The following is a 26,513-nucleotide window of genomic DNA, read 5'->3' as shown; positions in this document are numbered from 1 at the left end:
GCAAATGATAACAAATCTCAACTCTTAGCGTTAGCTGAAAGCCGGCTGTGAATTATAATAAGAAAATATTATCATTGGCGTGATACCCCACTTCCCTATAAGCAGTGAGTTTCTGATAATCCATGTATCAATACCCTGAACATCTGACCGGTGAGGTCGCCAACCTGCCGCAGAGCTGCGGGGTTTATTTCTTTCACGGCGACAACGGCGCCCATCCCCTCTACATAGGCAAGAGCGTCAACATTCGCCGCCGCGTTCAGTCTCATCTACGCAATCCGCGCGAAGCTCGGTTGCTTGCCGCCACCCGCCGCATAACCTGCATCGAAACCGTGGGGGAGATTGGTGCGCTGCTGCTTGAATCCTCCCTGGTGAAACAGCAAAGCCCGCTCTACAACAAGCGGCTGCGTAAAATCCGCCGGCTATGCGCGCTGCAGGTACAGGGCTCCCAAACGCGAATCGTATACAGCGATGCGCTAGACTTTTCCCGGACGCCTAACTTGTACGGCCTGTTTCTGCGGCGTGCGGCGGCCGTCGATTTTCTGATCGACATTGCCGATCGAGAGCAGCTCTGCCTGACGTACCTGGATATTGAAAAAGGACGCCCCGGACAACCCTGCTTTCGCCATCAATTAGGCAAATGCGCGGGAGTATGCTGCGGTAAAGAGACCCCACAAGCGCACCAGAGCAGGCTGCTTAGCGCCCTGGAGCAGGCCCAGGTGCGGCACTGGCCATTCCCCGGAAGGATCGCGATCGAGGAACGACAAGGGCCACTTAAAGCTTTTCATGTCATCAGCAACTGGTTCTACCTCGGTACGGCACCGACGCTGTCTGCCGCCGAAAAACTCAGTTTCCCGGCCGATGAGTTCGACCGAGACTGTTACCGTATTCTTTGTCGGCGGTTATTCCATGAAAGCCGTGAGCACATTCACTTAATTGATACGCCCTGACCCCTGCGTAAGCAGATTTATCCCTTTAAAAGTTCCATTATCAATTTTGCAGGGAATAAGCGCCGTAGTGTCTCGATAAATAGATAGAGTCAGGCCTAACTTGCGCCAGATCACTCAACTGAACATTCAGGCTGAATTGATGTGATTTCTGCGAAGCGCGTCCCAAATCTGCTCTCACCGGAAAAGTCAGAAGATAAAAATCATCGCTAACCATCTGATTTGTTAGTGGGTCGTACAGGGTTCGAACCTGTGCCCCGTTGCTTGAGAGTCAACTGCTCTACCGACGGAGCTCACCACCCAACGACGTAAACTATTCTCTTCAGCCCCCTCGACGTCAAACGCTTACACCCATTAGTTTTTCTCATGCGATATTTCCAAGGCCTTGTTATATCAATAAGATAAGTCAGATCAGGGCTGTTAATCTGCTACGACGAGGAGTAATCTTCCGCCCCCAAGACGTCCGATTTGCCTCCTCGGTGTAAAGAACAATCGACTTTTATCCCTCGCATAAATGTTGTAAACATGTTGCACAAAGGTGGCGTTATTGCACTACCTTACTAAAGCCGGGCCAACCGGATAATCGTATAAAAAAGAGCCACTTCAGAGCTCGCTATTTCACTCATGACAGGTAAAACAGGACATCATCAGATGGTAGATCACTCTAAAATAGCCACAGACGCCGCGCCTGCGTCAGAAGATCATCTACGGCGAAACCTAACTAACCGACATATTCAACTGATCGCCATCGGTGGCGCCATCGGTACGGGTCTGTTTATGGGGTCCGGCAAAACCATCAGTCTGGCCGGCCCCTCCATCATCTTCGTGTACATGATCATCGGCTTTATGCTGTTCTTCGTGATGCGCGCGATGGGCGAGCTGCTGCTCTCCAATCTGGAATACAAATCTTTCAGCGATTTCGCTGCCGACCTGCTCGGCCCCTGGGCCGGTTTCTTTACTGGCTGGACCTACTGGTTTTGCTGGGTGGTCACAGGTATTGCCGACGTGGTAGCGATCACCGCCTATGCCCAGTTCTGGTTCCCGGGATTGTCGCAATGGATCGCCTCGTTGCTGTGCGTCTTGTTGTTGCTGGGCCTTAACCTGGCGACGGTGAAGATGTTTGGCGAAATGGAGTTCTGGTTTGCGATGATCAAAATCGTTGCCATTGTCGGGCTGATCGTCGCCGGGCTGGTCATGATCGCCATGCAGTTCCAGTCGCCTACCGGTACCGTCGCGTCGTTCTCACACCTGTGGAATGACGGTGGCATGTTCCCGAAAGGCATCAGCGGTTTCTTCGCCGGTTTCCAGATTGCGGTGTTCGCCTTTGTCGGTATCGAACTGGTTGGTACCACCGCGGCTGAAACCAAAGATCCGGAAAAAGTGCTGCCACGCGCCATCAACTCCATTCCGATCCGCATCATCATGTTCTACGTGTTCGCCCTGATCGTTATCATGTCGGTCACGCCATGGAGTTCTGTGGTTGCCGACAAGAGCCCGTTCGTGGAACTGTTCGTGCTGATTGGCCTGCCGGCGGCAGCCAGCGTGATTAACTTTGTGGTGCTGACCTCCGCCGCCTCTTCCGCAAACAGCGGGGTGTTTTCCACCAGCCGCATGCTGTTCGGTCTGGCGCAGGAAGGCGATGCGCCCAAGTCGTTCGCCAATCTGTCCAAGCGGGCAGTGCCGGCTAACGGGCTGACCTTCTCCTGTATCTGCCTGCTCGGCGGTGTGGTGCTGATTTACCTGATCCCGAACGTCATGACCGTGTTCACGCTGGTGACCACCGTCTCGGCGATCCTGTTCATGTTTGTCTGGACCATTATCCTGTGTTCATACCTGGTTTATCGCAAGAAGCGTCCGGCGCTGCACCAGAAATCGATTTACAAGATGCCGGCCGGCAAACTGATGTGCTGGGTCTGTATGGCGTTCTTCGTGTTTGTGTTGGTGCTGCTGACGCTGCGCGATGACACCCGCCAGGCGCTGATCGTCACGCCGTTGTGGTTTGTGATCCTGGGTCTGTCTTACGTATTCCTGCGTAAGAAGAAAGCTGCCTAACCCCACAGGGGGATAGTTCGCTATCCCCCTGAATAACCCCTCTCCTGGCGCCTAGCGCGGCCGTATTCCGTCGATAATCACCCTCTGCACGTTCTCTACCGTCTGCTGAAAAAACGCCTCATCTTCTAACGTTTTACCGGTTACCGCTTCTATCTGGACCCAAAAATCGGCGTAGTGCTGAGTGGTCGCCCACAGCATAAAAATCAGGTGATGCGGCTCTATCGGCGCGATATGACCTTCGGCAATCCAACGCTCGATCATGGCGGACTTCTCGTCCACCAGCATCTTCAACCCACCCTGCAATTCCTGTTTCAGTAACGGCGCTCCCTGGATCATCTCCAGGCAAAACAGCCGTGAAGCCTGCGGATGATGGCGCGAAACCTCAAGCTTCAGCCGTATATATTCACGAATGGCCTGCAACGGCTCCTGATCGGCGCGCAGCGCTTTCAGCGGCGCCAGCCAGACATCGAGAATGCCTTTCAGCACCGCTACGTAGAGTTCTTCTTTGGAGGGGAAGTAGTACAACAGGTTGGTTTTGGAAACATCGGCGCGCTCCGCCACCTGATCCAGACTGGTGCCGTGAATACCGTACAGCGAGAAGAACTCCAGCGCCGCATCCATGATGGTACTGCGTTTTGCAGCTACCGCACGCGAGCGGCGCGTGGGCGGTTTAACGGCTTGTGGCTTCACTGCGGCTCCTTGGCACAATCTGACTCCGGCCAGCATAGCAAAGCCCTGGTATGAAACCCACGCTTTTACCTACCCCTTCCGGGGGATCTTTTGCACCTTTAATGAGCAGGTGCGCCTGTTTTTTGTGCAGATAATTTTGACCAAATGGTCTGTTTTGGACCATTCACTCAATAACCGGTCACCAAATAAACCATAACAAATTGATAAATAAACAACTTTAAAACATGGCATCGGGTTTGCTTTGGTTCAGGCAAGCAGCCTGTGATTGTCCCCTTCACTGACCCGAGGTATTCAAATGAAAATTGGCGTATTTATTCCGATCGGCAACAACGGCTGGCTGATTTCCAGCAATGCCCCACAGTACAAACCAACGTTTGAACTCAATAAAACCATCGTGCAGAAGGCCGAGCACTACAACTTTGATTTCGCCCTGTCGATGATCAAACTGCGCGGCTTCGGCGGCAAAACCGAATTCTGGGATCATAACCTGGAGTCCTTCACCCTGATGGCCGGGCTGGCTGCCGTAACCTCACGCATCAAGATCTACGCCACCGCCGCCACCCTTACCATGCCGCCGGCCATCGTCGCGCGTATGGCTTCCACCATTGATTCTATTTCCGGTGGGCGCTTTGGCCTGAACGTGGTGACCGGCTGGCAGAAACCGGAATACGAACAGATGGGCATGTGGCCGGGTGACGAGTACTTTGGTCGTCGCTACGACTATCTGGCGGAATACGTCAGGGTGCTGCGCGATCTGTGGGGCACCGGAAAATCCGATTTCAAGGGCGAGTTTTTCCAGATGGATGACTGTCGCGTCAGCCCGCAACCCCAGGCGGACATCAAGGTGATTTGCGCTGGTCAAAGCGATGCGGGCATGGCTTTCTCTGCCAAATACGCCGACTACAACTTCTGCTTCGGCAAAGGCGTCAACACCCCCACCGCTTTCGCCCCGACGGCTGCCCGGTTGAAAACTGCCGCCGATGCCGAAGGACGCAGCGTGGCCTGCTACGTGCTGTTTATGATCATTGCGGATGAAACCGACGAGGCTGCCCGCGCCAAATGGGAAAGCTATAAAGCCGGGGCCGATACCGAAGCCCTGGCCTGGCTCACCGAGCAGAGCGGCAAAGACACTAAATCCGGCGCCGACACCAATGTGCGCCAAATGGCCGACCCCACTTCCGCCGTCAACATCAACATGGGCACGCTGGTCGGCTCCTACGCCAACGTGGCGCGCATGATGGATGAAATCGCCACCGTGCCCGGCACCGAAGGCGTGCTGCTGACTTTCGACGACTTCGTGCAAGGCACAGAAGACTTCGGCGAACGCATTCAACCCCTGATGAAAAGCCGGACAGACGTTTGCCCACAAACTGCAGCAAGCCGTGAGGTGGCATGATGAAAATTGTTGAAACCCAACCGGTGGTACGCCGCCAGTCACCGCAAGGCGGAGCGACGGTCACCCTGCCCGCCCGTCCTGAGGCCATCGCCTTTGCGCCGCAGGAAACCGCATTAATCGTGGTCGATATGCAAAATGCCTACGCTTCGCAGGGGGGATATTTGGATTTGGCCGGGTTCGACGTTTCGACCACCGCGCCGGTGATCGCCAACATCAAGCGTGCCATCACTGCCGCGCGCGCCGCGGGCATTAAGGTGATTTTTTTCCAGAACGGCTGGGACAATCAGTACGTCGAAGCCGGCGGTGAAGGCTCGCCTAACTGGCACAAGTCCAACGCGCTGAAAACCATGCGCCAGCGCCCGGAACTGATGGGCAAGCTGCTGGCCAAAGGCGATTGGGACTACGACCTGGTGGATGAACTGCAACCACAGCCTGGCGATATCGTGCTGCCGAAACCGCGCTACAGCGGCTTTTTCAACACCCAGCTCGACAGCCTGCTACGCTCTTACGGCATTCACCATCTGGTGTTTACCGGCATCGCCACCAACGTTTGTGTGGAATCCACGCTGCGCGACGGCTTTTTCCTCGAGTATTTCGGCATTGTGCTGGCCGACGCCACCCACCAGGCCGGCCCGGCGTTCGCCCAGCAGGCGGCGCTGTACAACATCGAAACCTTTTTCGGCTGGGTGTCGGACGTCGACAGTTTCTGTGACGTTCTCGCCGCTCCGCTTAGCCAGACGGCATGAATGTTGCCTGTTTAAACCCAAAAAAACCTTCACCAGGAGCGCGACAATGCCAAAAACAGTGATCACTCCACCGGGCAGCGGCAAACCGCTGGCTCCCTTTGTTCCGGGCACCCTGGCCGACGGCGTGGTGTATGTCTCGGGTACGCTGGCCTTCGATAAAGACAATAACGTCGTTCACGTCGGTGACGCCGCGGCACAAACACGCCACGTGCTGGAGACCATCAAAAGGGTGATCGAAACCGCCGGTGGAAGCATGGACGACGTGACCTTTAACTCGATCTTCCTCACCGACTGGCAAAACTATGCCGCCATCAATCAGGTGTATGCCGAGTATTTTCCTGGCGATAAACCGGCCCGCTACTGCATTCAGTGCGGGCTGGTGAAGCCGGACGCATTGATTGAAATCGCCACAGTGGCCCATATCGGCCGCTGAGCCATTGAGGATCGAGCATGTACTTTGAGATTTTGGGAAAAGATACGCCACTGGCGCCGACGCTGGTGCTGTCCGCAGGCCTCGGTGGCTCGGGTAGCTTCTGGCAACCGCAGATTGATGCGCTAACCCGGCATTTCCGGGTGGTCATTTACGATCACTATGGCACCGGCCGCAGCAAAGGCGTGGTACCGGACGGCTATAGCATGGCCGATATGGCGGATGAAGTAGCGCAACTGCTGCGTTCGTTCAGTATCGAACGCTGTTATTTCGTCGGCCACGCGCTGGGCGGCATGATTGGCCTGCAACTGGCGCTCACCCAGCCGCAGTTGCTGGAAAAACTGGTGGTGGTCAACGGCTGGCCGGCGCTGGACAGCCAGACCCGGCGCTGCTTCCACGTCCGACAGGATCTGCTGCTTAACAGCGGCGTTGAAGCCTATGTGCGCGCCCAGCCGCTGTTTCTGTTCCCCGCAGACTGGCTATCGCAGCACGAAGCCTTGCTAGGTGAAGAGTTGCCGCACCAAACTGCGCATTTTCAGGGCACAGAAAACCTGCTGCGCCGCCTGAATGCATTGATCAATACCGATTTCCGCCCTCACCTGGCGGACATCACCACACCAACCCTGGCCTTGTGCGCTCGCGACGATCTGCTGGTGCCCTATCTCTGTTCGCATCAGCTGGCAGAAAGCCTGCCCAACGGCGAGCTGGCGCAGATGACCTACGGCGGCCACGCGATGAGCGTGACCGACAGCGAAACTTTCAACCGCACCCTGCTGGACTGGCTATTGAAAACGCCGAACGCCAGCAGCAGCCTCGCCCTCTAGCCCGGAGACACCTTATGCAAAGCCAAACAGGGTTTGCCGATGCACCGCTGCAACCAGCGTACGTAGAAAAACAAGACTTCCGCGATGCCATGGCCCGCCTGGGATCGGCGGTGAATATCATTACCACCGATGGCCCCGCAGGCCGCGCCGGTTTTACCGCCTCTGCGGTATGCAGCGTCACCGACACGCCCCCCACGTTGCTGGTGTGCCTGAACCGCTCGGCGTCGGTGTATGCGGTGTTCAAGCAAAACCAAACGCTGTGCGTCAATACGCTGGCGGCAGAGCACGAATCGCTGTCGAATCTGTTCGGCGGCAAAACGCCGATGGACATGCGATTCTCCGCCGCTCGCTGGTCTACGCTGGTGACCGGCGCCCCGATTTTGCACGGCGCGCTGGCTTCTTTCGATTGCCAAATCAGCCAGATTGTCAGCGTCGGCACCCACGACATTCTGTTCTGTCAGGCGGTGGCGTTGGCCCGCAATGACCACAGCCACGGCCTGGCCTATTTTGACCGGCGTTATCACTCGCTGTTGAAACAATGATCGGCGCGTAGCCGCAACGCTCGCATCTGTAACCCTAACCTGCACCTCAATATTTTGGAGATGACGATGGCGAATACCTGGTTTCCCCAATGGCGGCTGAAGCAAGGCAATCTGGACGGTGCGGTTGTTGCGCCCGATGAACGGCTGCCAGTGACCCAGACGTTGGTGATGGGTTTGCAGCATGCGGTGGCGATGTTTGGTGCTACGGTGCTGATGCCTTTGCTGATGGGCTTTGACGCCAATCTGGCCATTCTGATGTCCGGTATCGGCACGCTGCTGTTTTTTCTGGTGGTCGGCGGTCGGGTACCGAGCTATCTCGGCTCGAGCGCGGCATTTGTCGGGCTGGTCATCACCCTGACCGGTTACAGCGGCCAGGGCGCCAACCCCAATATTGCCCTTGCCCTCGGTGGCATCATCGCCTGCGGGCTGGTGTATCTGCTGATCGGTTTCGTGGTGATGAGCGTTGGCACCCGTTGGATAGAGCGGCTGATGCCGCCGGTAGTGACAGGGGCGGTGGTCATGGCTATCGGCCTCAACCTGGCGCCCATTGCGGTGCGCAGCGTTTCAGCCTCCCATTTTGACAGTTGGATGGCGGTGGTCACTATCTTGTGTATCGGTTCGGTGGCGGTTTTTACCCGCGGGCTGATGCAGCGGTTGCTGATCCTGGTTGGCCTGATCGCCGCCTATTTGATTTACGTCGTGGCGACCAACGGTTTCGGCCTCGGCAAACCGGTAGATTACAGCGCACTGAGCCTAGCCCCTTGGTTCGGTCTGCCGCAATTCACCGCACCGGTATTTAACCTGCATGCCATGCTGCTGATTGCCCCGGTAGCGATCATTTTGGTGGCGGAAAACCTCGGGCATGTGAAAGCGGTGGCGGGTATGACCGGCCGGGATCTTGACCCTTATATCGGTCGCGCCTTCGTCGGCGACGGGTTGTCGACAATGCTATCCGGCTCGGTCGGGGGCACCGGAGTGACGACCTATGCCGAAAATATCGGGGTGATGGCGGTCACCAAAATCTACTCCACGCTAGTGTTTGTCGCCGCCGCAGCGGTAGCGATTGTGCTGGGGTTTTCACCCAAGTTCGGTGCATTGATCCACACTATTCCCGGGCCGGTGCTGGGTGGTGCTTCGATCGTGGTGTTCGGCTTGATTGCCGTCGCCGGCGCGCGCATCTGGGTGCAAAACAAGGTTGATCTGGGGGATAACGGCAACCTGATTATGGTGGCGGTAACGCTGGTGTTGGGTGCAGGGGAATTTGCCCTGACCCTCGGCAACTTCACCATGGGGGGCATTGGCACCGCCACTTTCGGTGCCATTATCCTCAATGCGCTATTGCGCAACCGTAAAATCTTGCCACTGGCAGACAGCGCTACCCGTTAGCACCGCGGCCCGGCTTGCCGGGCCTTATTCAACCAACGCCGCCTTTGCTTTACGTCGAATACGCATTTCGCTGACCAGCACGCCCAATACGATCAGCGCACAGCCCAATAGCGCTACGCCCGGCAAACGCTCGCCTGCAATGCGCCCCACCAGCCCGGCCCACACCGGCTCGCCGGCATAAATGACCGTGGCACGCGTCGGCGAAACGCTTCGTTGCGCCCAGTTCATCGTCACTTGAATGATGGCGCTGGCCAGCCACAGGCCGACTGCGCTGTAGAGCAGGTAATTGCTGTAAGGCGGTACCGACTCGCCGGTCGGTACCATCATCAGAAACGCCGCCAGCGAGGCCGTTGCCAATTGCACCACCGTCACCCGCTTAACGTTAACCTTGCCCGCATAGGCACCAATCAAAATGATCTCGGCAGCCATGCCCAGCGTGCCAATCAACGTCAGGATCTCACCGATGCTAAGCGCCATATCGGTACTGCTTGGCGCGGCCAAGAGCATCAGGCCACTGAAGGCCAATAACACGCCGACCCAGGCCATAACGCCGGGGAAACGCCCGAGCACCAACCACTGCAATAACGGCACCATCGGCACATACATGGCGGTGATGAACGCCGACTGACTGCTGCTGATGGTTTGCAGCCCCACGGTTTGCAGGCCGTAACCGAACATGATGGCGATACCGATAAACACGCCCGCTTTCAGCTCATACCAGGTCAATCCGCGTAAGCTGCGCAGAGAGAACAATGTCAGCACCAGCGTAGCCGCAGCGAAGCGCAAACCCACGAAGAAGAACGGCCCGCTGACCTGCATCGCAAGATGGACCGCCAGAAAGGTTCCGCCCCAGATCATGGTGATGAAAATCAGCACCGCTTCCTGCCGCTTTATCGTGGGAATGAAAGTGAAAATAGAGGATTTTTTTACTGCAGACACCGGCTTGCCCTTCCTGCTGGGTGCAATATAATGCACAGATCCTGCCAGTATGAGGTAAAGCCCTGGGATGAGCAATACGGTGAACAGCGGTAAACATGAAGCGCCCAAGGTGTTGCAATACCTGAGCAGCAACCTGCGTGGCTATCGCCAGCAGGCGGGGCTAAGCCAGGTGATGCTGGCGGAAAAATCCGGCGTCAGCCGCCGCATGCTGGCCGGCATCGAGGCCGGTGACCGCAACGTCAGCCTGGCGGTGTTGGACAAATTGGCCGAAGCATTAAATATCGCCTTCACCGATCTGATCCAGGCTCCCGAAGCGCGCGGCAGCCATTTGGTCGGCGAATTGGCATGGCAAGGCGTACAGCCGGCAAGTCAGGCTCTGTTTGCCGCCAGCGTGCCTGCTCGTCAGCGGGTTGAGCTTTGGGAATGGACGCTGATGCCCGGCGAGCACTACGATTCTGTGCCGGATGCCGAAGGCTGGAGTGAAATAATCTACGTGATTACCGGCAGCCTGACGCTGGTGCTGGAACAGCAAACCCTGACGCTGGACGCCGGCCAAACTCAGGTGTTCAACAGCGATCAGCACTATGCCTACGCCAACCGCACCGATTTTCCGCTGCGCTTTATCCGTAACGTCACCTTCTAACCCGCATACTCAGCGGGTTGTCACCTGGCTGTCGTACAGATGTCATGCGCCTGTCGTGGCGGTCAACGGCCTCAACTCCTACACTTGGCCTCAATGAAGGTTCATTTTTGGAGCGTGCAATGCAAACTTACCGCATCCGGCAATTACGGCTGGAAAAAGGCTGGTCTCAGGAACAATTGGCCAGCATTGCCGGGCTTAGCACCCGTACCGTTCAGCGCCTTGAAAATGGCGAGCAGGCCAGCCTGGAAACCCTGACCGCGATAGCCGCGGCGCTGGAGTTACAGATTGGCGATCTCAACCAGCCGCCGCAACAGGAAAACAGCGACAGCAGCCAGGCCGAGCAGGCGATTCGCCGACAGGTGGAGGAAGAAGGCAGGCTGCTGCGCATGATAGTGAGGTTCGCATTTATCGCAGTGCTGTTGTTCGCCATTAACTGGTTTACTCATCCGCAATATCTGTGGTCGCTTTGGGCCATGGCCGGCATGAGTATCGCGGTGATTATGCGCGCGACGCGCACCCTGCTGTTACGCGACTTCTTCAGCCGTTGGCAACGCCAGCGCCTGGAGCAAAAGCTCAAGCGTCTGCACTGAGTTTCAGCCAGTCCGCCAGCCGGGCCAGCGCGCTGCCCGGCCTGATTTCTTGCGGCGTCAGCAGACAATAACCGCTACCGTCCAGCGTAAAACCAAAGGGGGCGCTCAGTAGCCCACCGGCCACATCATCCCGCACCTGCTGCCAAGGGCCAATAGCGACGCCTATCCCCGCCACCGCCGCCTGCAAGCTGAAGTAAAAGTGATCGAAACGCTGCTCTGGACAGCCTTCCAACGACACACTCTGCTGCTGAGCCCAATGCCGCCAGGCATCAGGCCGGGTGGCCGAATGTAACAGCACCACATCGCGGCTCAACTGCGGCTGACCGGCGTGGAGGGAGATAAAACGCGGCAGCATTTCAGGCTTGCATACCGGCCCGACTTGCTCGTTGAACAGCCACTGGCTGTGCAGCTTATCACCCCAGTCAAAATCGTTGCGCCGTAGGGCGGCGCTGATGCCGTCGTGAAACGAAAATGGCCCGCCGCCCGCGACCAACTGCAGATGGATGTCCGGGTGCGCCAACTGAAACGCAGGCAGGCGGGGTATCAGCCAACGCATCAATAGCGTCGGTTCACAGGACAATACCAGCGGTGCGTCCTGTGCCTGCTGCCGCAGTTGTTGCGCAGTCAGCTCCAGAATGCCGAATGCCTGCTGCGACGCCTGAAACAACGTCCGCCCGGCGGCCGTCAGATACACCCGCCGATGACGACGTTCAAACAACGCAATACCCAGCTCATCCTCCAGCGCCCTGACCGCACGACTCACCGCCCCGTGCGTCAGGTTTAAACTGTTCGCCGCCTGGGTGAAACTTTCCAGCCTGGCCGCTGCTTCAAAGCATCGCAATCCGCCCAATGACAGTGGTCGGTTTATTTTGCGTGAATTTTTCTCACCGAAATCGTCAGTTTTCATCGTTTGTCACCGTCGGCCATTCCCTTTATAAATCAGCCACTCTCTTCTGATTCATCTACAGGATTACTATGACCGAACTCATCGCTGTCGTCACCATCACTTTACTTGCCGTCATTAGCCCAGGGCCTGATTTCGCCATGGTGTCGCGCAACAGCCTGTTGCTTTCCCGTCGTGCCGGCGTGGTGACCGCTTGCGGCATTGGTGCCGGGGTGTTGATCCACGTGAGCTACACCCTGATCGGCGTCGGCGTGCTGATCCAGCAATCGCTGTGGCTATTCACCCTGTTGAAGATGATTGGCGCTGCCTACCTGATTTACCTGGGTGTCAGCATGCTGCGTAATGCCGGTGCTGCCACGGTTTCTGCCGGTGCGACCCCCACCGCCGCCAGCGATTTCGCCGCGCTGAAAACCGGCTTCTTAACCAATGCGCTGAACCCGAAAACCACCATTTTTGTCGTCAGCCTGTTTATGCAGGTGGTTAATCCACAGACGTCGTTGGCGGTGCAAATCGGCTACGGCTTGTTTATCGCCCTGGCCCATATCCTGTGGTTCAGCGCCGTTGCGCTGCTGTTTTCCGCGCCGGGCATCAATGCGCGACTGCTGCGCCTGCGTAAAGGCATAGACAGGGTATTTGGTGGCCTGCTGATTACCTTCGGTGCGCTGCTGGCGATAGCCGGGATGAGATAAGGCCACAAGGCCAAGTTCCGCATTCACTCCTATGCTTAGGAAGCATCTCTTTCATCCACCACAGCGGAGAACGGAACATGGCGAAAATTTTGGTACTGTATTACTCAATGTACGGACATATTGAAACCCTGGCGAACGCGGTAGCGGAAGGCGCACGCAAGGTCAGTGGCGTAGAAGTCACCCTAAAACGCGTGCCGGAAACCATGCCGGCAGAAGTCTTTGCCAAAGCCGGCGGCAAGCAAGATCAACAGGCCCCTGTCGCCAGCCCGCAGGAACTGGCCGATTACGACGGCATCATCTTCGGTACCCCAACCCGCTTTGGCAACATGGCGGGCCAAATGCGGACCTTCCTCGATCAAACCGGCGGGCTCTGGGCTTCCGGCGCCCTGTACGGCAAGGTAGGCAGCGTATTCTCTTCCACCGGTACCGGCGGTGGTCAGGAGCACACAATCAGCTCAACCTGGACCACGCTGGCGCACCACGGTTTCATTATTGTGCCTATCGGTTACGGAGCACCCGAGCTGTTTGACGTATCACAAACCCGCGGCGGCACCCCTTACGGAGCAACCACCATTGCCGGTGGCGACGGTTCGCGCCAGCCCAGTGCGGAAGAGCTGGCCATTGCCCGCTTCCAGGGTGAACACGTAGCGAAAATCACCGCCAAGCTGAATAGTTAAGCTATCACCTGCCCGATGGGGCCGCGGATTCCTGCGGCCCCATCTTGTTGCCAACCCCCGGCAAGGTTAAAATGCCGCTCAGCCTGCCATTCACTACCTGAACGTCACGGTCGAAATTCGTTCTGCCCGCCAATCACCGGCCTTTGCCCTGATGACGGGCGTTCTGTTTTTGCGCATAGCGAAGGGAAATAAGTCAGTGTCTAAAGATTTTGATGAACTAATAAGAGACATGGATCTTATTATTGAAAATGTAGACAGTTTCAAGGCTATGGCCCCGCGCGCACCCGAGCCCCCCGCAGCACCGCCTGCGGTTCATCACTACGATTCGTTCTGCGAGAATGTGGCGCTGAAAGTGGTGTTGAAGGTGCTGCTCTCGTCGGTGGATAAGATCGTCAAGGTACAGATTGCCAATAAGGTCGAGCAGGAAATTGCTCAAATAGAACAGCAAGTGGTACGTGCCGGCGGTGGGCCGGTGTCCCCCGAGGATCTGGCGCAAATGACGCAATACGTGCGTCGCACCGTAAACACCCTGTTGGAATAATCGCCATTGCGATTAAAAAACGTGCCAACCCTTTCAGGCGATATGAATTTTTACGTTATTTTTATATCGCCTGCCTTATTCTTTCAGGCTTAAAGAATAAATTGACTCATTGCCGTCAGGCAACTCGGGCGCAAGTATTATGGTCAAGAATAAGCAGATATTGGTCGTTATTCATCTTTGCAGTTTTTTAGTTTTCCTTTACAGCCTGTCAATGATTCCACCTCTGCTGGTGGCGCTGCTCTATAAAGAAAAAAGCGTTTTCTCCTTTTTCTATACCCTGGTGATTGCCGGATCGCTCGGTGGGTTAGGCTGGTTCAGCACCCGTCAGGCCAAAGTACAATTGCGTACCCAGGACGGTTTTCTGATTATCGTCATGTTCTGGCTGCTGTTTTCGATGATCAGCGCCCTGCCGCTGTGGCTCGATGACACGCTGAACGTCAGCCTGACGGACGCGATGTTCGAAGGCGTGTCCGGCATCACCACCACCGGCGCTTCGGTACTTAACGATGTCTCGGGCATACCTAAATCCTTTCTCTACTACCGTTCCCAGCTCAACTTTATCGGCGGTCTCGGCGTCATTGTGTTAGCCGTGGCCGTGCTGCCGCTGCTGGGTATCGGTGGCGCCAAGCTTTATCAGTCGGAAATGCCCGGACCATTCAAAGAAGAACGACTGACGCCACGGCTGGCCGATACCTCGAAAAACCTGTGGCTGATCTATCTCGGCCTGGGGCTGGCCTGTACGGTGGCTTTCCGCATTGCCGGCATGCCGTGGTTCGATGCCCTCTGCCATGGGATTTCCACCGTATCGCTCGGGGGATTTTCCACCCGCAACGAGAGTCTGGGCTATTACGACAGCTCGGCGGTCGAAATGGTCGGCGGTATTTTCTCCATTCTGGCGGCGGTGAACTTCACCCTGTATTTCGTCGCCGTAGGCCGCCGCAGCCTGAAACCGTTGTATAAAAACCCGGAGCTGCGCTTCTTCCTGCTGGTGCTGTCGATTATCGTGGCGATTGTTTGCCTCGAGCTTTACCGTTCCGGCATGTACGGCGCCAAGGACTCCTTCGTGCATGGCTTCTTTCTCACCAGTTCGATGATGACCGATAACGGTTTGGCCACCGCCGACTATGCCAAAATGCCCTCTCACACCATTATGTTGTTATTGGCGGCGAGCTTTTTCGGTGGCTGCGTGGGCTCCACCTGCGGCGGCATCAAGGCGCTGCGTTTTCTGATCATGTACAAACAAAGCCGGCATGAGATCAACCAGTTGGTGCATCCCAATGCCGTTTACACCATCAAGGTCGGCAACGCGCCGATTCACGATCGGGTGTTACGGTCGGTCTGGAGCTTTTTCTTTCTGTACGTTTTTTTCAGCTGCTTCTTCATCTGGCTGCTGAACCTGATGGGCTATGATCTGGTGACCTCTTTCGCCACCGTGGCCGCCTGCATCAATAACATGGGGTTGGGCTTCGGCGAAACTGCCGCGGGGTTTGGTACGCTTAGCGATGCGGCGAAATGGTTGATGTGCGCGGCGATGCTGCTCGGCCGCCTTGAGATCTACCCCATGCTGATATTGTGCTCGCGTGCCTTTTGGCGTTTTTAAGGCTTTGTAGCCCGCCATTTACAGGCTGTTTTAATCCACCTTGCTGTACCAATGCTGACACATTCGTAACGTGAATGTGTTGCATTGTTGTATTCGTTTCACTGCGATAAGTTACAAACACTGTAAATACATACAGTATTATTATAACTTATTGAGGATATGAATATGCGTTTTAACAAGATGTTAGCTCTGGTAACCGTCCTGTTTACCGCCCAGGCTTCCGCCGAGGCATTGGAATCTATCGACAACTGCGCGGTCGGTTGCCCCACCGGTGGCAGCAGTAACGTGTCCATCGTCCGCCATGCTTATACGCTGAACAACAACAGCACCACCAAGTTCGCCAACTGGGTGGCTTATCACATCACCAAAGACACGCCGGCCAGCGGGAAAACCCGTAACTGGAAGACCGATCCGGCACTGAACCCGGCAGATACATTGGTACCGGCAGATTACACCGGTGCCAACGCGGCACTGAAAGTTGACCGCGGGCATCAGGCGCCGCTGGCCTCACTGGCGGGCGTCTCTGACTGGGAATCACTGAACTACCTTTCCAATATCACCCCGCAGATGGCCGATCTTAACCAGGGCTCCTGGGCACGGCTGGAAGATCAGGAACGCAAGCTGATTGACCGGGCGGATATCAGTTCGGTGTATACCGTGACCGGCCCACTGTACGAACGCAATATGGGAAAATTGCCGGGCACCCAGAAAGCGCACACCATTCCCAGCGCTTACTGGAAGGTCATCTTTATCAATAACAGCCCGGAAGTGAACCACTATGCGGCGTTTCTGTTTGACCAAAACACCCCGAAAAATGCCGATTTCTGCCAATATCGCGTCACGGTGAATGAAATCGAGAAACGCACCGGGCTGATTATTTGGGCTGGTCTGCCCGACGACGTACAGGCTTCGCTGAAAGCCAAACCGGGCGTGCTGCCAGAACTGATGGGTTGCAAGAGCTAAAATAATGACCAATAACCCGCTACGGCGGGTTTTTATTGGTCAATATAATGACGGCACCTGTGATTTAAATATAAACATTACTTATTAATACCCCGTTTTAAACCCGTCCTAATAGCGGAAATAATGTTATTTACCGTCATTAATTATCTTTAAATACCCGCTACGGCACCGTTCACTCTCCCGCCAAGCGGCCACACCTCCGGTCTTTTTTATTCTTTCTGTGCTTTTTTATCAGGGCGTTTGAGCAAGTTTATTGCCGAAAAGTTATCGGCAAGTTAATATCCCGCCAAATTATTAGATACCGAACCGTAAACAATGCATTTATCCCATTGTTGATTATTTTTTATCTCTCTTTACCCCTTCTCCTTTGCCTGCTTTGGCAATAACACCTGTTTTGTGAGAAAAACACATGGAAAATTTGTTATCAGACGATGGTGAGTTACCGACCAAAAATGGAACCGGTTTCAGTCGGCGGGAAGTGCTGCTGGGGCTGGCCTCAACCCTGCTGGCAACGTCATTGCTCAGTTACCCGTTCCTCAGCCTGGCAGAACAACATACCGCGGCGGCCAACCCGCTGCAGTTTGCTCGTTTCTTCAAAATATCCCAGACATTGAGCGAACATGAGGACATCGATCAGGGAATGTCGGCGCGTATTTTTACGGCCTTACATAATCAGAATGATCAGTTCGCCACGCAGGTTGAGCAGCTTGGTGGGCTGTTACAGTCGGGTCAAAGCGCAAAACAGCTGCAACAACTGGCCATTCAGGCCGGCTTGCAGACCCTGGTGACCGCCATTATCACCGCCTGGTATACCGGCACCGTCGGCCACGGCCAAACGGCTGAGCTGATTGCCTATAAAGACGCGTTGATGTACCGCCCCGCCAGCGACGCGCTGATCGTTCCCACCTACTGCGGCAATGGCCCGTTGTGGTGGACCGCTCCCCCTCCAGCGGTCAACGCTTCCCTGTGATCTGAGAGTCTTCTAATGAAAAAACCTGAATTTACTGCCGATGGCAACGCCTCGGCCGATATCGTGATCGTGGGCTCCGGCATTGTGGGCGGCATGATGGCCGATCAATTAGTCAGCCAGGGCTATTCTGTGCTGGTGCTGGAAGCAGGCCTGCGTATTGAACGCGCCCAGGCCGTAGAAAACTGGCGCAATATGCCTTTTGATAACCGCGCCGGCTCCGATTATCAAGGGTTGTACCCGCAATCCGAGTTCGCCACTGCTCCGCTCTATTTTCCTGAAAACAACTATGTCGCCCTGAGCGGCCCGAGCTCAGGCAGCTTCAAGCAAGGGTATCTACGTACCGTCGGCGGCACCACCTGGCACTGGGCCGCGTCCTGCTGGCGCCACCTGCCCAGCGATTTCCAAATGAAAACCCTGTACGGCGTTGGCCGCGACTGGCCGATTTCCTATGATGAACTTGAGCCGTACTATTGCCGGGCCGAAGAGGAAATTGGCGTGGCGGGCCCTAACGATCCGCAGCAGCAGTCGCCGGTTGAACGCAGCAAACCCTACCCGATGGATATGGTGCCCTGGGCGCATGGCGATATTCGTTTTGCCGAAGTGGTTAACCCGCACGGCTACCGTTCAGTTCCGATCCCACAGGGGCGCAGTACCCACCCGTGGAAGGGCCGTCCAACCTGCTGCGGCAACAATAACTGCCAGCCCATTTGCCCCATCGGCGCCATGTACAACGGCATTCATCATGTTGAACGTGCTGAAATGAAAGGTGCGGTGGTGCTGGCGGAAGCGGTGGTCTACAAAATAGATACCGATGAGCAAAATCGGGTCACTGCGGTGCATTGGCTTGACAACAAAAAGCAGTCTCACCAGGCCACGGCCAAGGCTTTCGCGTTGGCCTGTAACGGCATAGAAACGCCGCGCCTGCTGTTGATGGCGGCCAACGATCGCAACCCGAACGGCATCGCCAACGCTTCCGATCAGGTCGGTCGTAACATGATGGATCACTCCGGTTTTCACTGTACTTTCCTGGCGAAAGAGCCGCTGTGGCTCGGGCGTGGCCCGGCGCAGAGCAGCTGCCTGGTCGGCCCACGTGACGGTGAGTTCCGCAAAGACTACTCGGCCAATAAGATGATCCTCAACAACATCAACCGGGTCGTGCCTGCCACCCAGAAGGCGCTGGAACAAGGCTTGGTCGGTAAAGAATTGGATGCCGAAATACGCCGTCGCGCCGCTTACGGCGTCGATTTATCCATCAGCCTGGAACCGTTACCAGACCCAAATAACCGCCTGACGCTGAGTAAAACCCGCAAAGATGCCCACGGTTTGCCTTGCCCGGACATCCACTACGATGTCGGCGATTACGTGCGTAAAGGCGCAGAGGCCGCACATAAGCAATTGGAACATATCGGCCAACTGTTCGACGCCGAAGAGTTCAACATCACCACCAGCCTGAATGCCAATAACCACATCATGGGCGGCACCATCATGGGCGATAACCCAGCAGACTCGGTGGTCGATGGCAACTGCCGCACCCATGACCATGCCAACCTTTGGTTGCCGGGCGGCGGCGCAATTCCTTCCGCCAGCGTGGTGAACAGCACCTTGACCATGGCAGCTCTGGGCATCAAGGCCGCCGATGACATTGCGCGGGTACTGGCGGTGAAACCATGAAAAAACAGGCGAAACTGACGCTATTATCCCTGCTGTTGCTCGGCGGCAGCGCCGTGCAGGCGGCGGATAACGGAGAGTTAAGCGGTGCGGCGTTGATTAAAAAAGGCGAACAGATTGCTATCTCCTCGGACTGCCAGGCCTGCCATACCAAACCCGAAGGCGGTACCCCCTTTGCCGGCGGCTATGGTATCAGTTCCCCTATGGGCGTGATTTACGCAACCAACATCACCCCATCAAACGCGGAGGGCATTGGCAGTTATAGCGAAGAGCAGTTTGCTCGTGCCGTCAGGGACGGGATCCGTGCCGATGGCACCCACCTCTATCCCGCCATGCCCTATACCTCTTATACCAGGTTGAGCGATGCGGACATCAAGGCGCTGTATGCCTACTTTATGCACGGCGTGAAGCCGGTCGATCAGAAAAATACGCTGACCGACCTGCCCTTCCCATTCAACCTGCGCTTTAGCATGGCCGCCTGGAATCTGCTGTTTCTCAAAGACGGCCGATTTGCACCCGATGCGGCCAAAAGCGAGCAATGGAACCGGGGGGCTTATCTGGTTAACGGGCCTGGGCACTGCGACACCTGCCATACCCCGCGCAACCTGCTGATGGCTGAAGACAGCAGTCAGGCTCTTGCGGGTGGCATGGTCGGCAGCTGGTACGCTCCCAATATCACGTCAGACCCGATCAGCGGTATCGGCGGCTGGAGCAACCAGCAACTGGTGCAGTACCTGAAAACTGGTCGGGTGGTCGGCAAAAACCAGGCCGCCGGTGGCATGGCGGAAGCCATCGAAAACAGCCTGCAATATTTTTCCGATGACGATCTGGCGGCTATTGCCGTTTACCTGAAAAGCACCACGCCTGTCAGAGATGCCAAGGATAGCCAGCCGGCCGACAGTTACGGCAAACCGTTGAACGTTGAGCCTCAGCTGCGCGGGTTGCAGCCTGCCAATGCCAACAACACCGTTACCGACGGCGCAGCGTTATTCAGCGGCAACTGCGCCAGTTGCCACCAACCGGACGGCAGCGGCAGCAAAAACCAGGCTTATCCTTCGCTGTTCAATAATACCGCCACCGGTTCAAGCAATCCGGCCAACCTGATCTCGGCCATACTGTTCGGGGTCGAGCGAAAGGTGGGCGATCAGCACGTGCTGATGCCGAACTTTGGCCCGCTGTCGTACGTCAATCCGTTGAACGACCAGCAGATCGCCGCTATCAGCAATTATGTGCTGCAGCAGTACGGCAATCCCGCAGTGAAGGTCAGCGCTGCGGACGTGAGCGTATTGCGCCTGGGTGGCCCGGTGCCACTGCTGGCGATGCTGCAGCCTTATATGGCCCCGGCAATCGGCATTGCGGTGGTGGCGTTGATCTTTATGGCATGGCTGTTGGGGAGAAAACGGCGCTGAATTGATGACTGCAGGCTGGGGAGCTATCCCCGGCTTGCAGGCATTGCCGCATTTCAACAGGGATAGTTCGCAGACCGAATCTGAAAAGAACGGGGGTTATTGCGTTTGATTTTCCACACGGGTAATACCGTGTTTCTTCATCACTTCTTCCATGGTCAGATTGTCATCATCCGGCGTTTCGTCAATCACAACATCCTGCGGGCGGACATAAGGCTTGGTTGCGCGTTTGAACATCCACCACCAAACGAACACCAGAAAGGCACCGGACTTCAGAAAGATCATGGTCCATAACGCTATTTGATACCAGCTCATCTTTATCTCCATGAAAACGTTAAACGCGAGCGAATGGATCTATTTTAACCCTTGGCTTGATCGGATCAATAGTAAACGGCAGATCCCTCCGGGTTCAGGCCACTGTTATAGGGATTTCTATCATGATCTGCTCTACCTGCCGCTAAAACCCCCTTGAACTGCCTCACAAACCCTGCCCGCAGCCTGATCCTGTTTTTGCCCGCATTTTGTCATAGTGAAAGCCATGCAAGATCCTCTGCACCGGTTTTTCCCTGCAAAAAGAGTGAATTACCCTTTCTCATCACAATGTTTTTATATAGCTAAAACGTCTAACCAAACCACTTAAAACAGCCTTTTTGACCATAAAAATGTAAATTGCCCCGATTTTTCTATATACTCGCGGAGTTTAATTTCTTGGGCAGCCTGTTTGCCCCTCTTTTTATGGAGTTGTTTTAACGGACTATCCCATTCCCTAACGGACTAGCAAGAAGGTATTCTATGAGCCAAAACGACACTGAAATTGTGGCACGTCGTAGCCATATCAATCCTCCGGTATTTTTTATATCTGCCGCTTTAATCATCGTCCTGGTGGCCTTTGCCGCCTTCTATCCTGAGTTAGCCGATCGTAAGTTCAAGGCGCTGCAACAGGGTATTTTCACTAACGCCAGCTGGTTTTACATTCTGGCGGTCGCCCTGATCCTGCTGAGCGTGACCTATCTGGGTTTATCGCGTTACGGCAATATCAAGCTCGGGCCGGATCACGCCCAGCCAGACTTCAGCTATGTTTCCTGGTTTGCCATGCTGTTTTCCGCCGGTATGGGCATTGGTCTGATGTTCTTTGGCGTCGCCGAACCGGTGATGCACTACCTTTCTCCCCCGACCGGGACACCGGAAACAGTGGAAGCGGCTAAACAGGCCATGCGCCTAACCTTCTTCCACTGGGGCCTGCATGCCTGGGCGATTTATGCCATCGTGGCGCTGATCCTGGCGTTCTTCAGCTACCGTCATGGCCTGCCCTTGACGCTGCGTTCCGCGCTTTATCCCATCATCGGCGATCGCATATACGGGCCAATTGGCCACGCAGTCGATATTTTTGCGGTAATAGGTACCGTATTCGGCGTCGCGACCTCCCTGGGCTACGGCGTGTTGCAGGTTAACGCCGGGCTTAATCACCTGTTCGGCTTGCCGATCAATGCAACGGTGCAGGTGGTGCTGATCGTGGTGATCACCGGGCTGGCAACGTTGTCGGTGGTTTCCGGGTTGGATAAGGGCATCCGTATTCTGTCCGAACTGAACCTCGGCCTGGCGGTGCTGCTGCTGGTCCTGGTGGGTACACTCGGCCCGACCGTGCTGTTGCTGAAATCCTTTGTTGAAAATACCGGCGGCTATCTTTCCGATATCGTCAATAAAACCTTTAACCTTTACGCTTACGAGCCGAAATCCAGCAACTGGCTGGGGGGCTGGACTCTGCTGTATTGGGGCTGGTGGCTATCCTGGTCACCGTTCGTCGGCATGTTTATCGCCCGCGTTTCACGCGGACGTACCATCCGTGAATTCGTTACCGGCGTGTTGTTCGTTCCGGCGGGCTTTACGCTGCTGTGGATGACCGTTTTCGGCAACAGCGCCATTAATTTGATCATGAACGAAGGGGCGCGCGATCTGGCCAATACGGTGCAAAACGACGTAGCCCTGGCGTTGTTCAACTTCCTGGAGCACTTCCCGTTCTCTAATATTCTGTCGTTTATCGCCATGGCGATGGTCGTGGTGTTCTTCGTCACGTCGGCAGACTCTGGGGCGATGGTGGTTGATACGCTGGCTTCGGGCGGTTCGGATCAAACCCCTATATGGCAGCGGATCTTTTGGGCTTCCCTGATGGGTCTGGTGGCGATTGCGTTGTTGATTGCCGGCGGTTTAAGCGCATTGCAAACCGTGACTATTGCCAGCGCCCTGCCGTTTTCGATGATCCTGCTGGTCTCAATCTACGGGTTGTTAAAAGCCTTACGTATCGACGCCTACAAACGCGACAGCCAGATGATGACCACGATTGCGCCGACCGCCGCGCGCAACCCGATCTCATGGCAGCGGCGTTTGCGTAATATTGCCTATTTCCCGAAACGTTCTCAGGTAAAACGCTTTGTCGGTGAAGTGGTTCAACCGGCGATGGCGCTGGTGGAAGCCGAACTGGCCAAGCAAAATACCACCTCCTCGATTGACGATTCTCAAGACGATCGCATCCGTTTCGAAGTCGATTTAGGGGAAGATCTGAACTTTGTCTATGAAGTGCGCCTGCGCGCTTACATTCAACCGGCCTTTGCTCTGGCGGGGTTGAAAGATGAGGAACGCGACGAGGAACATAAATACTATCGCGGTGAGGTTCATCTGAAGGAAGGGGGCCAGGATTACGATGTGATGGGCTGGACGCAAGAACAGATCATTCACGATATTCTCGACCAGTACGAGAAGCACCTGCACTTCCTGCATTTGGTGCGTTAGCGGTTGCTTTGCCAGACAAACCGTCCCAGCCGGGGCGGTTTTTTTATGGGTCCACGGCGGCGATTGCCGTTTTTCAAACCCAATAAAAAACCCCGCGCTCAGAGAGCACGGGGTCATAATTTATGGCGGAGGAGCAGAGATTCGAACTCTGGAACGGTTTCCCGTCGACGGTTTTCAAGACCGTTGCCTTCAGCCACTCGGCCACCCCTCCGCAACGAGGCGAACTATAAACAGAGCTGATCCGCTTGTAAAGCCCAAGGCCGTTCAACCGAACGAAAAACCAGCACCTCACGCTTGAGCGTTGAAGAAACCGCCAACTCCGGCTCAAGGTTGCAGCAATGATAACTAAGGGTAAAGATTGGTAAACAAACTTTAATCAAACGCTTGCGCTGCCTATCATCGTCACTAATTTTGTGATGACCTGACTAAGAGAGATCATTATGGACCGTATTGTCGTCTCATCCTCCTCGCGCGACTCTTTGCTGAGTACGCATAAGGTTCTGCGTAACACCTATTTTCTGCTTTCACTGACGCTGGCCTTCTCGGCGCTCACCGCAACCGCCAGCACCATGCTGGGGCTGCCGGCACCGGGCCTGCTGCTGATGCTGGTCGGCTTCTACGGGCTGATGTTCCTGACCCACAAGCTGGCTAACAGCCCTGCAGGCATCCTGGCGGCATTCGCCCTGACCGGTTTTATGGGTTATGCCCTGGGCCCCATCCTCAGTTCATTTATTAATACCGGAGCCGGCGATCTGATCATGCTGGCGCTGGGAGGCACCGCAGTGGTGTTCTTCTGCTGTTCAGCCTACGTGCTGACCACCCGCAAGGATATGTCGTTCCTGTCCGGAATGATGATGGCCGGTTTTGTAGTACTGCTGGTGGCGGTGATCGCCAATCTGTTCCTGCAGATCCCGGCCCTGCACCTGGCGATTAGCGCACTGTTTATCCTGTTCTCCGCCGGCGCCATCCTGTGGGAAACCAGCAACATTATTCACGGCGGCGAGACTAACTACATTCGCGCCACCGTCAGCCTGTACGTATCGTTGTACAACATGTTCATCAGCCTGTTGAGCATTCTGGGCTTCGCGCGCAGCAACTGATTCGGCGTCTGAGTCATACCTAAAGCCCCGCTCCGGCGGGGCTTTATTTTTTGCGGCGGTAAAAGTTTGCTAAACTGGCGGCCGTTCTGAATTACCCGTTACCGAGGCAGTATGTTGGAGTATCAAGGTCAGGTTATTGAAACTGACGCACAGGGTTACCTGAAAAACAGCGCCGACTGGCACGAGGCCCTGGCGCCGCTGCTGGCCGAGCAGGAAGAAATCACGCTAACCGAGGCGCATTGGGAAGTGGTGCGTTTCGTACGCGGCTTTTACCTGGAATTTAATACCTCACCGGCGATCCGCATGCTGGTCAAAGCTATGGCGCAGAAGTACGGAGAGGAGAAAGGCAACAGCCGCTACCTCTATCGCCTGTTCCCCAAAGGCCCGGCCAAACAGGCAACAAAAATCGCCGGTTTGCCGAAGCCGGTAAAATGCATCTGAGACGCTAATAGCGAATGCTGAAGCCTTGATAATCTGCCGTACCGCGCGGTTCCACCAGCACGCGATCGACACGTGCGCTACGCGGACCGCCGCTTTTCAGCCATTCCACCAGTTTATCCACCTGCGGTTGCTCGCCGCAGGCCACCACCTCGACGCTGCCGTCATCAAGATTGCGCGCATATCCGCTTAACCCCAACGCCGTCGCCTGGTGCTGGGTGTTGTAGCGAAACCCTACCCCTTGCACCACGCCATAGACATACGCAGCAATACAAACTTGTGTCATAATCGGCCCCTTATCGAATTTCGTTTATGGCATTTTCTGTGCGTACGCACGGCAATGTCACTCTTTTTACCTAGCTGGCAGCATTCTTAATTATGACCGTACGCCTGTTTCTCGCCAAAGGACGTGAAAAGTCCTTACTCCGTCGCCACCCATGGGTCTTCTCCGGTGCCGTTCAACGTATTGAAGGTAAAGCCCTGTCCGGCGAAACCATCGATATTCACGACGCGCAGGGAAAATGGCTGGCGCGCGGCGCCTACTCGCCTGAATCGCAAATCCGTGCCCGTGTCTGGACTTTCCAGCAGGATGAAGACGTTAACATCGAATTCTTCATCCGCCGTTTACAGCAGGCACAAAGTTGGCGTGATTGGGTTGCGAAGCGCGACGGGTTGGACGGATACCGTCTGATCGCCGGTGAATCCGACGGCATGCCGGGCATCACCATCGATCGCTTCCAGAATTTCCTGGTGTTGCAATTGCTGTCTGCCGGCGCCGAGTATCAGCGTGCTGCGCTAATTACCGCCTTGCAGCATTGCTACCCGGAATGCGCCATTTACGATCGCTCAGACGTCGCGGTGCGTAAGAAAGAAGGCCTGCCGTTGGCGCAAGGCCCGGTATTGGGTGGCCTGCCCCCTGCTCTGTTGCCGATCACCGAGCATGGCATGAAGCTGCTGGTGGACATTCAGCAGGGTCATAAGACCGGTTTTTACCTCGACCAGCGCGACAGCCGCCTGGCTGCCCGTAACTATTCCGCCGGCCGCCGCGTGCTTAACTGCTTCTCTTATACCGGCGCATTCGCGGTATCTGCATTGATGGGCGGTTGCTCACAGGTGATCAGCGTAGATACGTCGCAAGCGGCGTTGGATATCGCCAAGCAGAACGTTGAACTGAACCGGTTGGATCTGAGCAAGGCCGAGTTTGTGCGCGATGACGTGTTCCAACTGCTGCGCAACTACCGCACGCAGGGTGAAAAATTCGATCTGATCATTATGGATCCGCCGAAGTTCGTCGAGAATAAAAACCAGCTGGCCAGTGCCTGCCGTGGCTATAAAGATATCAACATGTTAGCGCTTCAGTTGCTGAATCCAGGCGGTATTTTGCTGAGCTTCTCCTGCTCCGGTCTGATGCCTACCGATTTGTTCCAGAAAATTTTGGCCGATGCCGCTGTAGATGCCGGGCGTGATGTACAATTTATAGAGCAGTATCGTCAGGCTGCCGATCACCCGGTAATTGCGACTTACCCTGAAGGGCTGTATTTGAAAGGGTTTGCGTGTCGGGTGATGTAACTTGAAATACGCTGTTTTG

The 26,513-nt window shown here is 55.7% G+C and carries 27 protein-coding genes and 2 tRNA genes; 22 read left to right on the top strand and 7 right to left on the bottom strand.

Annotation, left to right across the window (positions count from 1 at the left end):
- Positions 1-122 precede the first annotated feature (122 nt).
- The gene (locus tag M495_RS08395; protein WP_020826207.1) at positions 123-947 is read left to right on the top strand and encodes a nucleotide excision repair endonuclease; all 825 of its coding nucleotides are present in this window, start codon (positions 123-125) and stop codon (positions 945-947) included.
- A 226-nt stretch (positions 948-1,173) separates the two neighbouring features.
- Here M495_RS08395 and M495_RS08390 read toward each other — a convergent pair.
- Positions 1,174-1,246: transfer RNA gene (locus M495_RS08390), tRNA-Glu, on the bottom strand.
- Between the two features lie 349 nt (positions 1,247-1,595).
- On the opposite strand from M495_RS08390, the gene cycA reads away from it, so the two are divergent.
- Complete coding sequence (cycA, locus tag M495_RS08385) at positions 1,596-2,996, top strand: D-serine/D-alanine/glycine transporter (RefSeq protein WP_020826206.1); 1,401 nt, start codon at positions 1,596-1,598, stop codon at positions 2,994-2,996.
- Between the two features lie 51 nt (positions 2,997-3,047).
- Here the strand turns inward: cycA and rutR are convergent, their stop codons facing one another.
- On the bottom strand, positions 3,048-3,722 hold the full coding sequence (gene rutR, locus M495_RS08380; protein WP_046373955.1) for an HTH-type transcriptional regulator RutR: 675 nt from the start codon (positions 3,720-3,722) through the stop codon (positions 3,048-3,050).
- A gap of 259 nt (positions 3,723-3,981) precedes the next feature.
- On the opposite strand from rutR, the gene rutA reads away from it, so the two are divergent.
- The 6 genes from rutA to rutG all read left to right on the top strand — a co-directional run bounded on the left by rutA (position 3,982) and on the right by rutG (position 9,010).
- Complete coding sequence (gene rutA / locus M495_RS08375) at positions 3,982-5,082, top strand: pyrimidine utilization protein A (protein WP_020826204.1); 1,101 nt, start codon at positions 3,982-3,984, stop codon at positions 5,080-5,082.
- Positions 5,082-5,828, top strand: a complete 747-nt coding sequence (rutB, locus tag M495_RS08370) for a pyrimidine utilization protein B (RefSeq protein WP_020826203.1) — start codon at positions 5,082-5,084, stop codon at positions 5,826-5,828. The genes rutA and rutB overlap by 1 nt, the downstream gene beginning before the upstream one ends.
- 46 nt (positions 5,829-5,874) lie before the next feature.
- Entirely contained in the window at positions 5,875-6,261 is a 387-nt protein-coding gene (gene rutC / locus M495_RS08365) for a pyrimidine utilization protein C (protein ID WP_020826202.1), read from the top strand.
- Positions 6,262-6,278: 17 nt separating this feature from the next.
- Positions 6,279-7,082, top strand: a complete 804-nt coding sequence (gene rutD / locus M495_RS08360; protein ID WP_020826201.1) for a pyrimidine utilization protein D — start codon at positions 6,279-6,281, stop codon at positions 7,080-7,082.
- A 14-nt stretch (positions 7,083-7,096) separates the two neighbouring features.
- The gene (gene rutF / locus M495_RS08355) at positions 7,097-7,624 is read left to right on the top strand and encodes an NADH-dependent FMN reductase RutF (protein ID WP_020826200.1); all 528 of its coding nucleotides are present in this window, start codon (positions 7,097-7,099) and stop codon (positions 7,622-7,624) included.
- A 66-nt stretch (positions 7,625-7,690) separates the two neighbouring features.
- Positions 7,691-9,010, top strand: coding sequence for a pyrimidine utilization transport protein G (gene rutG / locus M495_RS08350; protein ID WP_020826199.1), 1,320 nt, complete (start codon positions 7,691-7,693; stop codon positions 9,008-9,010).
- Positions 9,011-9,034: 24 nt separating this feature from the next.
- Here rutG and M495_RS08345 read toward each other — a convergent pair whose 3' ends face one another.
- Positions 9,035-9,949, bottom strand: a complete 915-nt coding sequence (locus M495_RS08345) for a DMT family transporter (protein WP_020826198.1) — start codon at positions 9,947-9,949, stop codon at positions 9,035-9,037.
- Between the two features lie 67 nt (positions 9,950-10,016).
- Between M495_RS08345 and M495_RS08340 the strand changes: the two genes are divergently transcribed.
- A complete protein-coding gene (locus M495_RS08340) occupies positions 10,017-10,592 on the top strand; it encodes a helix-turn-helix domain-containing protein (RefSeq protein WP_020826197.1) in 576 nt (191 codons plus the stop codon).
- A 119-nt stretch (positions 10,593-10,711) separates the two neighbouring features.
- Positions 10,712-11,182 carry a helix-turn-helix domain-containing protein gene (locus tag M495_RS08335; protein ID WP_020826196.1) on the top strand — a complete coding sequence of 157 codons (471 nt, stop codon included), beginning with the start codon at positions 10,712-10,714 and terminating at the stop codon, positions 11,180-11,182.
- On the opposite strand, the gene M495_RS08330 is transcribed toward M495_RS08335, so the two are convergent.
- Positions 11,166-12,089, bottom strand: coding sequence for a LysR family transcriptional regulator (locus M495_RS08330; RefSeq protein WP_020826195.1), 924 nt, complete (start codon positions 12,087-12,089; stop codon positions 11,166-11,168). The two genes, M495_RS08335 and M495_RS08330, sit on opposite strands and share 17 nt — an antisense overlap.
- Before the next feature lie 68 nt (positions 12,090-12,157).
- Here M495_RS08330 and M495_RS08325 point away from each other — a divergent pair, with 68 nt between their 5' ends.
- The 8 genes from M495_RS08325 to M495_RS08290 all read left to right on the top strand — a co-directional run bounded on the left by M495_RS08325 (position 12,158) and on the right by M495_RS08290 (position 20,603).
- The gene (locus M495_RS08325) at positions 12,158-12,775 is read left to right on the top strand and encodes a LysE family transporter (RefSeq protein ID WP_020826194.1); all 618 of its coding nucleotides are present in this window, start codon (positions 12,158-12,160) and stop codon (positions 12,773-12,775) included.
- Between the two features lie 77 nt (positions 12,776-12,852).
- A complete protein-coding gene (wrbA, locus tag M495_RS08320) occupies positions 12,853-13,452 on the top strand; it encodes an NAD(P)H:quinone oxidoreductase (protein ID WP_020826193.1) in 600 nt (199 codons plus the stop codon).
- Positions 13,453-13,681: 229 nt separating this feature from the next.
- A complete protein-coding gene (locus tag M495_RS08315; protein WP_020826192.1) occupies positions 13,682-13,993 on the top strand; it encodes a hypothetical protein in 312 nt (103 codons plus the stop codon).
- Positions 13,994-14,132: 139 nt separating this feature from the next.
- Entirely contained in the window at positions 14,133-15,593 is a 1,461-nt protein-coding gene (locus M495_RS08310; protein WP_020826191.1) for a TrkH family potassium uptake protein, read from the top strand.
- 165 nt (positions 15,594-15,758) lie between these two features.
- Positions 15,759-16,556: a DNA/RNA non-specific endonuclease gene (locus M495_RS08305; protein WP_020826190.1), complete on the top strand. Its 798-nt coding sequence runs from the start codon at positions 15,759-15,761 to the stop codon at positions 16,554-16,556.
- A 409-nt stretch (positions 16,557-16,965) separates the two neighbouring features.
- Positions 16,966-17,526: a sorbitol dehydrogenase family protein gene (locus M495_RS08300; RefSeq protein WP_020826189.1), complete on the top strand. Its 561-nt coding sequence runs from the start codon at positions 16,966-16,968 to the stop codon at positions 17,524-17,526.
- Positions 17,527-17,541: 15 nt separating this feature from the next.
- The gene (locus M495_RS08295) at positions 17,542-19,197 is read left to right on the top strand and encodes a GMC family oxidoreductase (protein WP_020826188.1); all 1,656 of its coding nucleotides are present in this window, start codon (positions 17,542-17,544) and stop codon (positions 19,195-19,197) included.
- Positions 19,194-20,603: a c-type cytochrome gene (locus tag M495_RS08290; RefSeq protein ID WP_020826187.1), complete on the top strand. Its 1,410-nt coding sequence runs from the start codon at positions 19,194-19,196 to the stop codon at positions 20,601-20,603. The genes M495_RS08295 and M495_RS08290 overlap by 4 nt, the downstream gene beginning before the upstream one ends.
- 96 nt (positions 20,604-20,699) lie before the next feature.
- Here the strand turns inward: M495_RS08290 and M495_RS08285 are convergent, their stop codons facing one another.
- Positions 20,700-20,915 carry a hypothetical protein gene (locus M495_RS08285; RefSeq protein ID WP_020826186.1) on the bottom strand — a complete coding sequence of 72 codons (216 nt, stop codon included), beginning with the start codon at positions 20,913-20,915 and terminating at the stop codon, positions 20,700-20,702.
- Positions 20,916-21,392: 477 nt separating this feature from the next.
- Between M495_RS08285 and M495_RS08280 the strand changes: the two genes are divergently transcribed.
- Positions 21,393-23,387 carry a BCCT family transporter gene (locus M495_RS08280; RefSeq protein WP_020826185.1) on the top strand — a complete coding sequence of 665 codons (1,995 nt, stop codon included), beginning with the start codon at positions 21,393-21,395 and terminating at the stop codon, positions 23,385-23,387.
- Positions 23,388-23,510: 123 nt separating this feature from the next.
- Here M495_RS08280 and M495_RS08275 read toward each other — a convergent pair.
- A tRNA-Ser gene (locus M495_RS08275) sits at positions 23,511-23,598 on the bottom strand.
- Between the two features lie 229 nt (positions 23,599-23,827).
- On the opposite strand from M495_RS08275, the gene yccA reads away from it, so the two are divergent.
- Positions 23,828-24,487: an FtsH protease modulator YccA gene (gene yccA, locus M495_RS08270; RefSeq protein WP_004942825.1), complete on the top strand. Its 660-nt coding sequence runs from the start codon at positions 23,828-23,830 to the stop codon at positions 24,485-24,487.
- A 111-nt stretch (positions 24,488-24,598) separates the two neighbouring features.
- Positions 24,599-24,928, top strand: coding sequence for a sulfurtransferase TusE (gene tusE / locus M495_RS08265; protein WP_020826184.1), 330 nt, complete (start codon positions 24,599-24,601; stop codon positions 24,926-24,928).
- Positions 24,929-24,932: 4 nt separating this feature from the next.
- On the opposite strand, the gene yccX is transcribed toward tusE, so the two are convergent.
- Positions 24,933-25,211, bottom strand: coding sequence for an acylphosphatase (gene yccX, locus M495_RS08260; protein WP_020826183.1), 279 nt, complete (start codon positions 25,209-25,211; stop codon positions 24,933-24,935).
- 92 nt (positions 25,212-25,303) lie between these two features.
- Between yccX and rlmI the strand changes: the two genes are divergently transcribed.
- Positions 25,304-26,494 carry a 23S rRNA (cytosine(1962)-C(5))-methyltransferase RlmI gene (rlmI, locus tag M495_RS08255; RefSeq protein WP_020826182.1) on the top strand — a complete coding sequence of 397 codons (1,191 nt, stop codon included), beginning with the start codon at positions 25,304-25,306 and terminating at the stop codon, positions 26,492-26,494.
- Positions 26,495-26,513: the final 19 nt, after the last annotated feature.

Source organism: Serratia liquefaciens ATCC 27592 (assembly GCF_000422085.1).
GTDB lineage: Bacteria > Pseudomonadota > Gammaproteobacteria > Enterobacterales > Enterobacteriaceae > Serratia > Serratia liquefaciens.
Note: the sequence above shows the minus strand (reverse complement) of the source record. Positions and strands in the feature narration are given on the sequence as shown.

Bases quoted from the DNA above. Each gene is read 5' to 3' on its own strand.
- M495_RS08395 (WP_020826207.1), top strand. From the start codon at position 123: ATGTATCAATACCCTGAACATCTGACCGGTGAGGTCGCCAACCTGCCG.
- cycA (WP_020826206.1), top strand. From the start codon at position 1,596: ATGGTAGATCACTCTAAAATAGCCACAGACGCCGCGCCTGCGTCAGAA.
- rutR (WP_046373955.1), bottom strand. From the start codon at position 3,722: ATGCTGGCCGGAGTCAGATTGTGCCAAGGAGCCGCAGTGAAGCCACAA.
- rutA (WP_020826204.1), top strand. From the start codon at position 3,982: ATGAAAATTGGCGTATTTATTCCGATCGGCAACAACGGCTGGCTGATT.
- rutB (WP_020826203.1), top strand. From the start codon at position 5,082: ATGAAAATTGTTGAAACCCAACCGGTGGTACGCCGCCAGTCACCGCAA.
- rutC (WP_020826202.1), top strand. From the start codon at position 5,875: ATGCCAAAAACAGTGATCACTCCACCGGGCAGCGGCAAACCGCTGGCT.
- rutD (WP_020826201.1), top strand. From the start codon at position 6,279: ATGTACTTTGAGATTTTGGGAAAAGATACGCCACTGGCGCCGACGCTG.
- rutF (WP_020826200.1), top strand. From the start codon at position 7,097: ATGCAAAGCCAAACAGGGTTTGCCGATGCACCGCTGCAACCAGCGTAC.
- rutG (WP_020826199.1), top strand. From the start codon at position 7,691: ATGGCGAATACCTGGTTTCCCCAATGGCGGCTGAAGCAAGGCAATCTG.
- M495_RS08340 (WP_020826197.1), top strand. From the start codon at position 10,017: ATGAGCAATACGGTGAACAGCGGTAAACATGAAGCGCCCAAGGTGTTG.
- M495_RS08335 (WP_020826196.1), top strand. From the start codon at position 10,712: ATGCAAACTTACCGCATCCGGCAATTACGGCTGGAAAAAGGCTGGTCT.
- M495_RS08330 (WP_020826195.1), bottom strand. From the start codon at position 12,089: ATGAAAACTGACGATTTCGGTGAGAAAAATTCACGCAAAATAAACCGA.
- M495_RS08325 (WP_020826194.1), top strand. From the start codon at position 12,158: ATGACCGAACTCATCGCTGTCGTCACCATCACTTTACTTGCCGTCATT.
- wrbA (WP_020826193.1), top strand. From the start codon at position 12,853: ATGGCGAAAATTTTGGTACTGTATTACTCAATGTACGGACATATTGAA.
- M495_RS08315 (WP_020826192.1), top strand. From the start codon at position 13,682: ATGGATCTTATTATTGAAAATGTAGACAGTTTCAAGGCTATGGCCCCG.
- M495_RS08310 (WP_020826191.1), top strand. From the start codon at position 14,133: ATGGTCAAGAATAAGCAGATATTGGTCGTTATTCATCTTTGCAGTTTT.
- M495_RS08305 (WP_020826190.1), top strand. From the start codon at position 15,759: ATGCGTTTTAACAAGATGTTAGCTCTGGTAACCGTCCTGTTTACCGCC.
- M495_RS08300 (WP_020826189.1), top strand. From the start codon at position 16,966: ATGGAAAATTTGTTATCAGACGATGGTGAGTTACCGACCAAAAATGGA.
- M495_RS08295 (WP_020826188.1), top strand. From the start codon at position 17,542: ATGAAAAAACCTGAATTTACTGCCGATGGCAACGCCTCGGCCGATATC.
- M495_RS08290 (WP_020826187.1), top strand. From the start codon at position 19,194: ATGAAAAAACAGGCGAAACTGACGCTATTATCCCTGCTGTTGCTCGGC.
- M495_RS08285 (WP_020826186.1), bottom strand. From the start codon at position 20,915: ATGAGCTGGTATCAAATAGCGTTATGGACCATGATCTTTCTGAAGTCC.
- M495_RS08280 (WP_020826185.1), top strand. From the start codon at position 21,393: ATGAGCCAAAACGACACTGAAATTGTGGCACGTCGTAGCCATATCAAT.
- yccA (WP_004942825.1), top strand. From the start codon at position 23,828: ATGGACCGTATTGTCGTCTCATCCTCCTCGCGCGACTCTTTGCTGAGT.
- tusE (WP_020826184.1), top strand. From the start codon at position 24,599: ATGTTGGAGTATCAAGGTCAGGTTATTGAAACTGACGCACAGGGTTAC.
- yccX (WP_020826183.1), bottom strand. From the start codon at position 25,211: ATGACACAAGTTTGTATTGCTGCGTATGTCTATGGCGTGGTGCAAGGG.
- rlmI (WP_020826182.1), top strand. From the start codon at position 25,304: ATGACCGTACGCCTGTTTCTCGCCAAAGGACGTGAAAAGTCCTTACTC.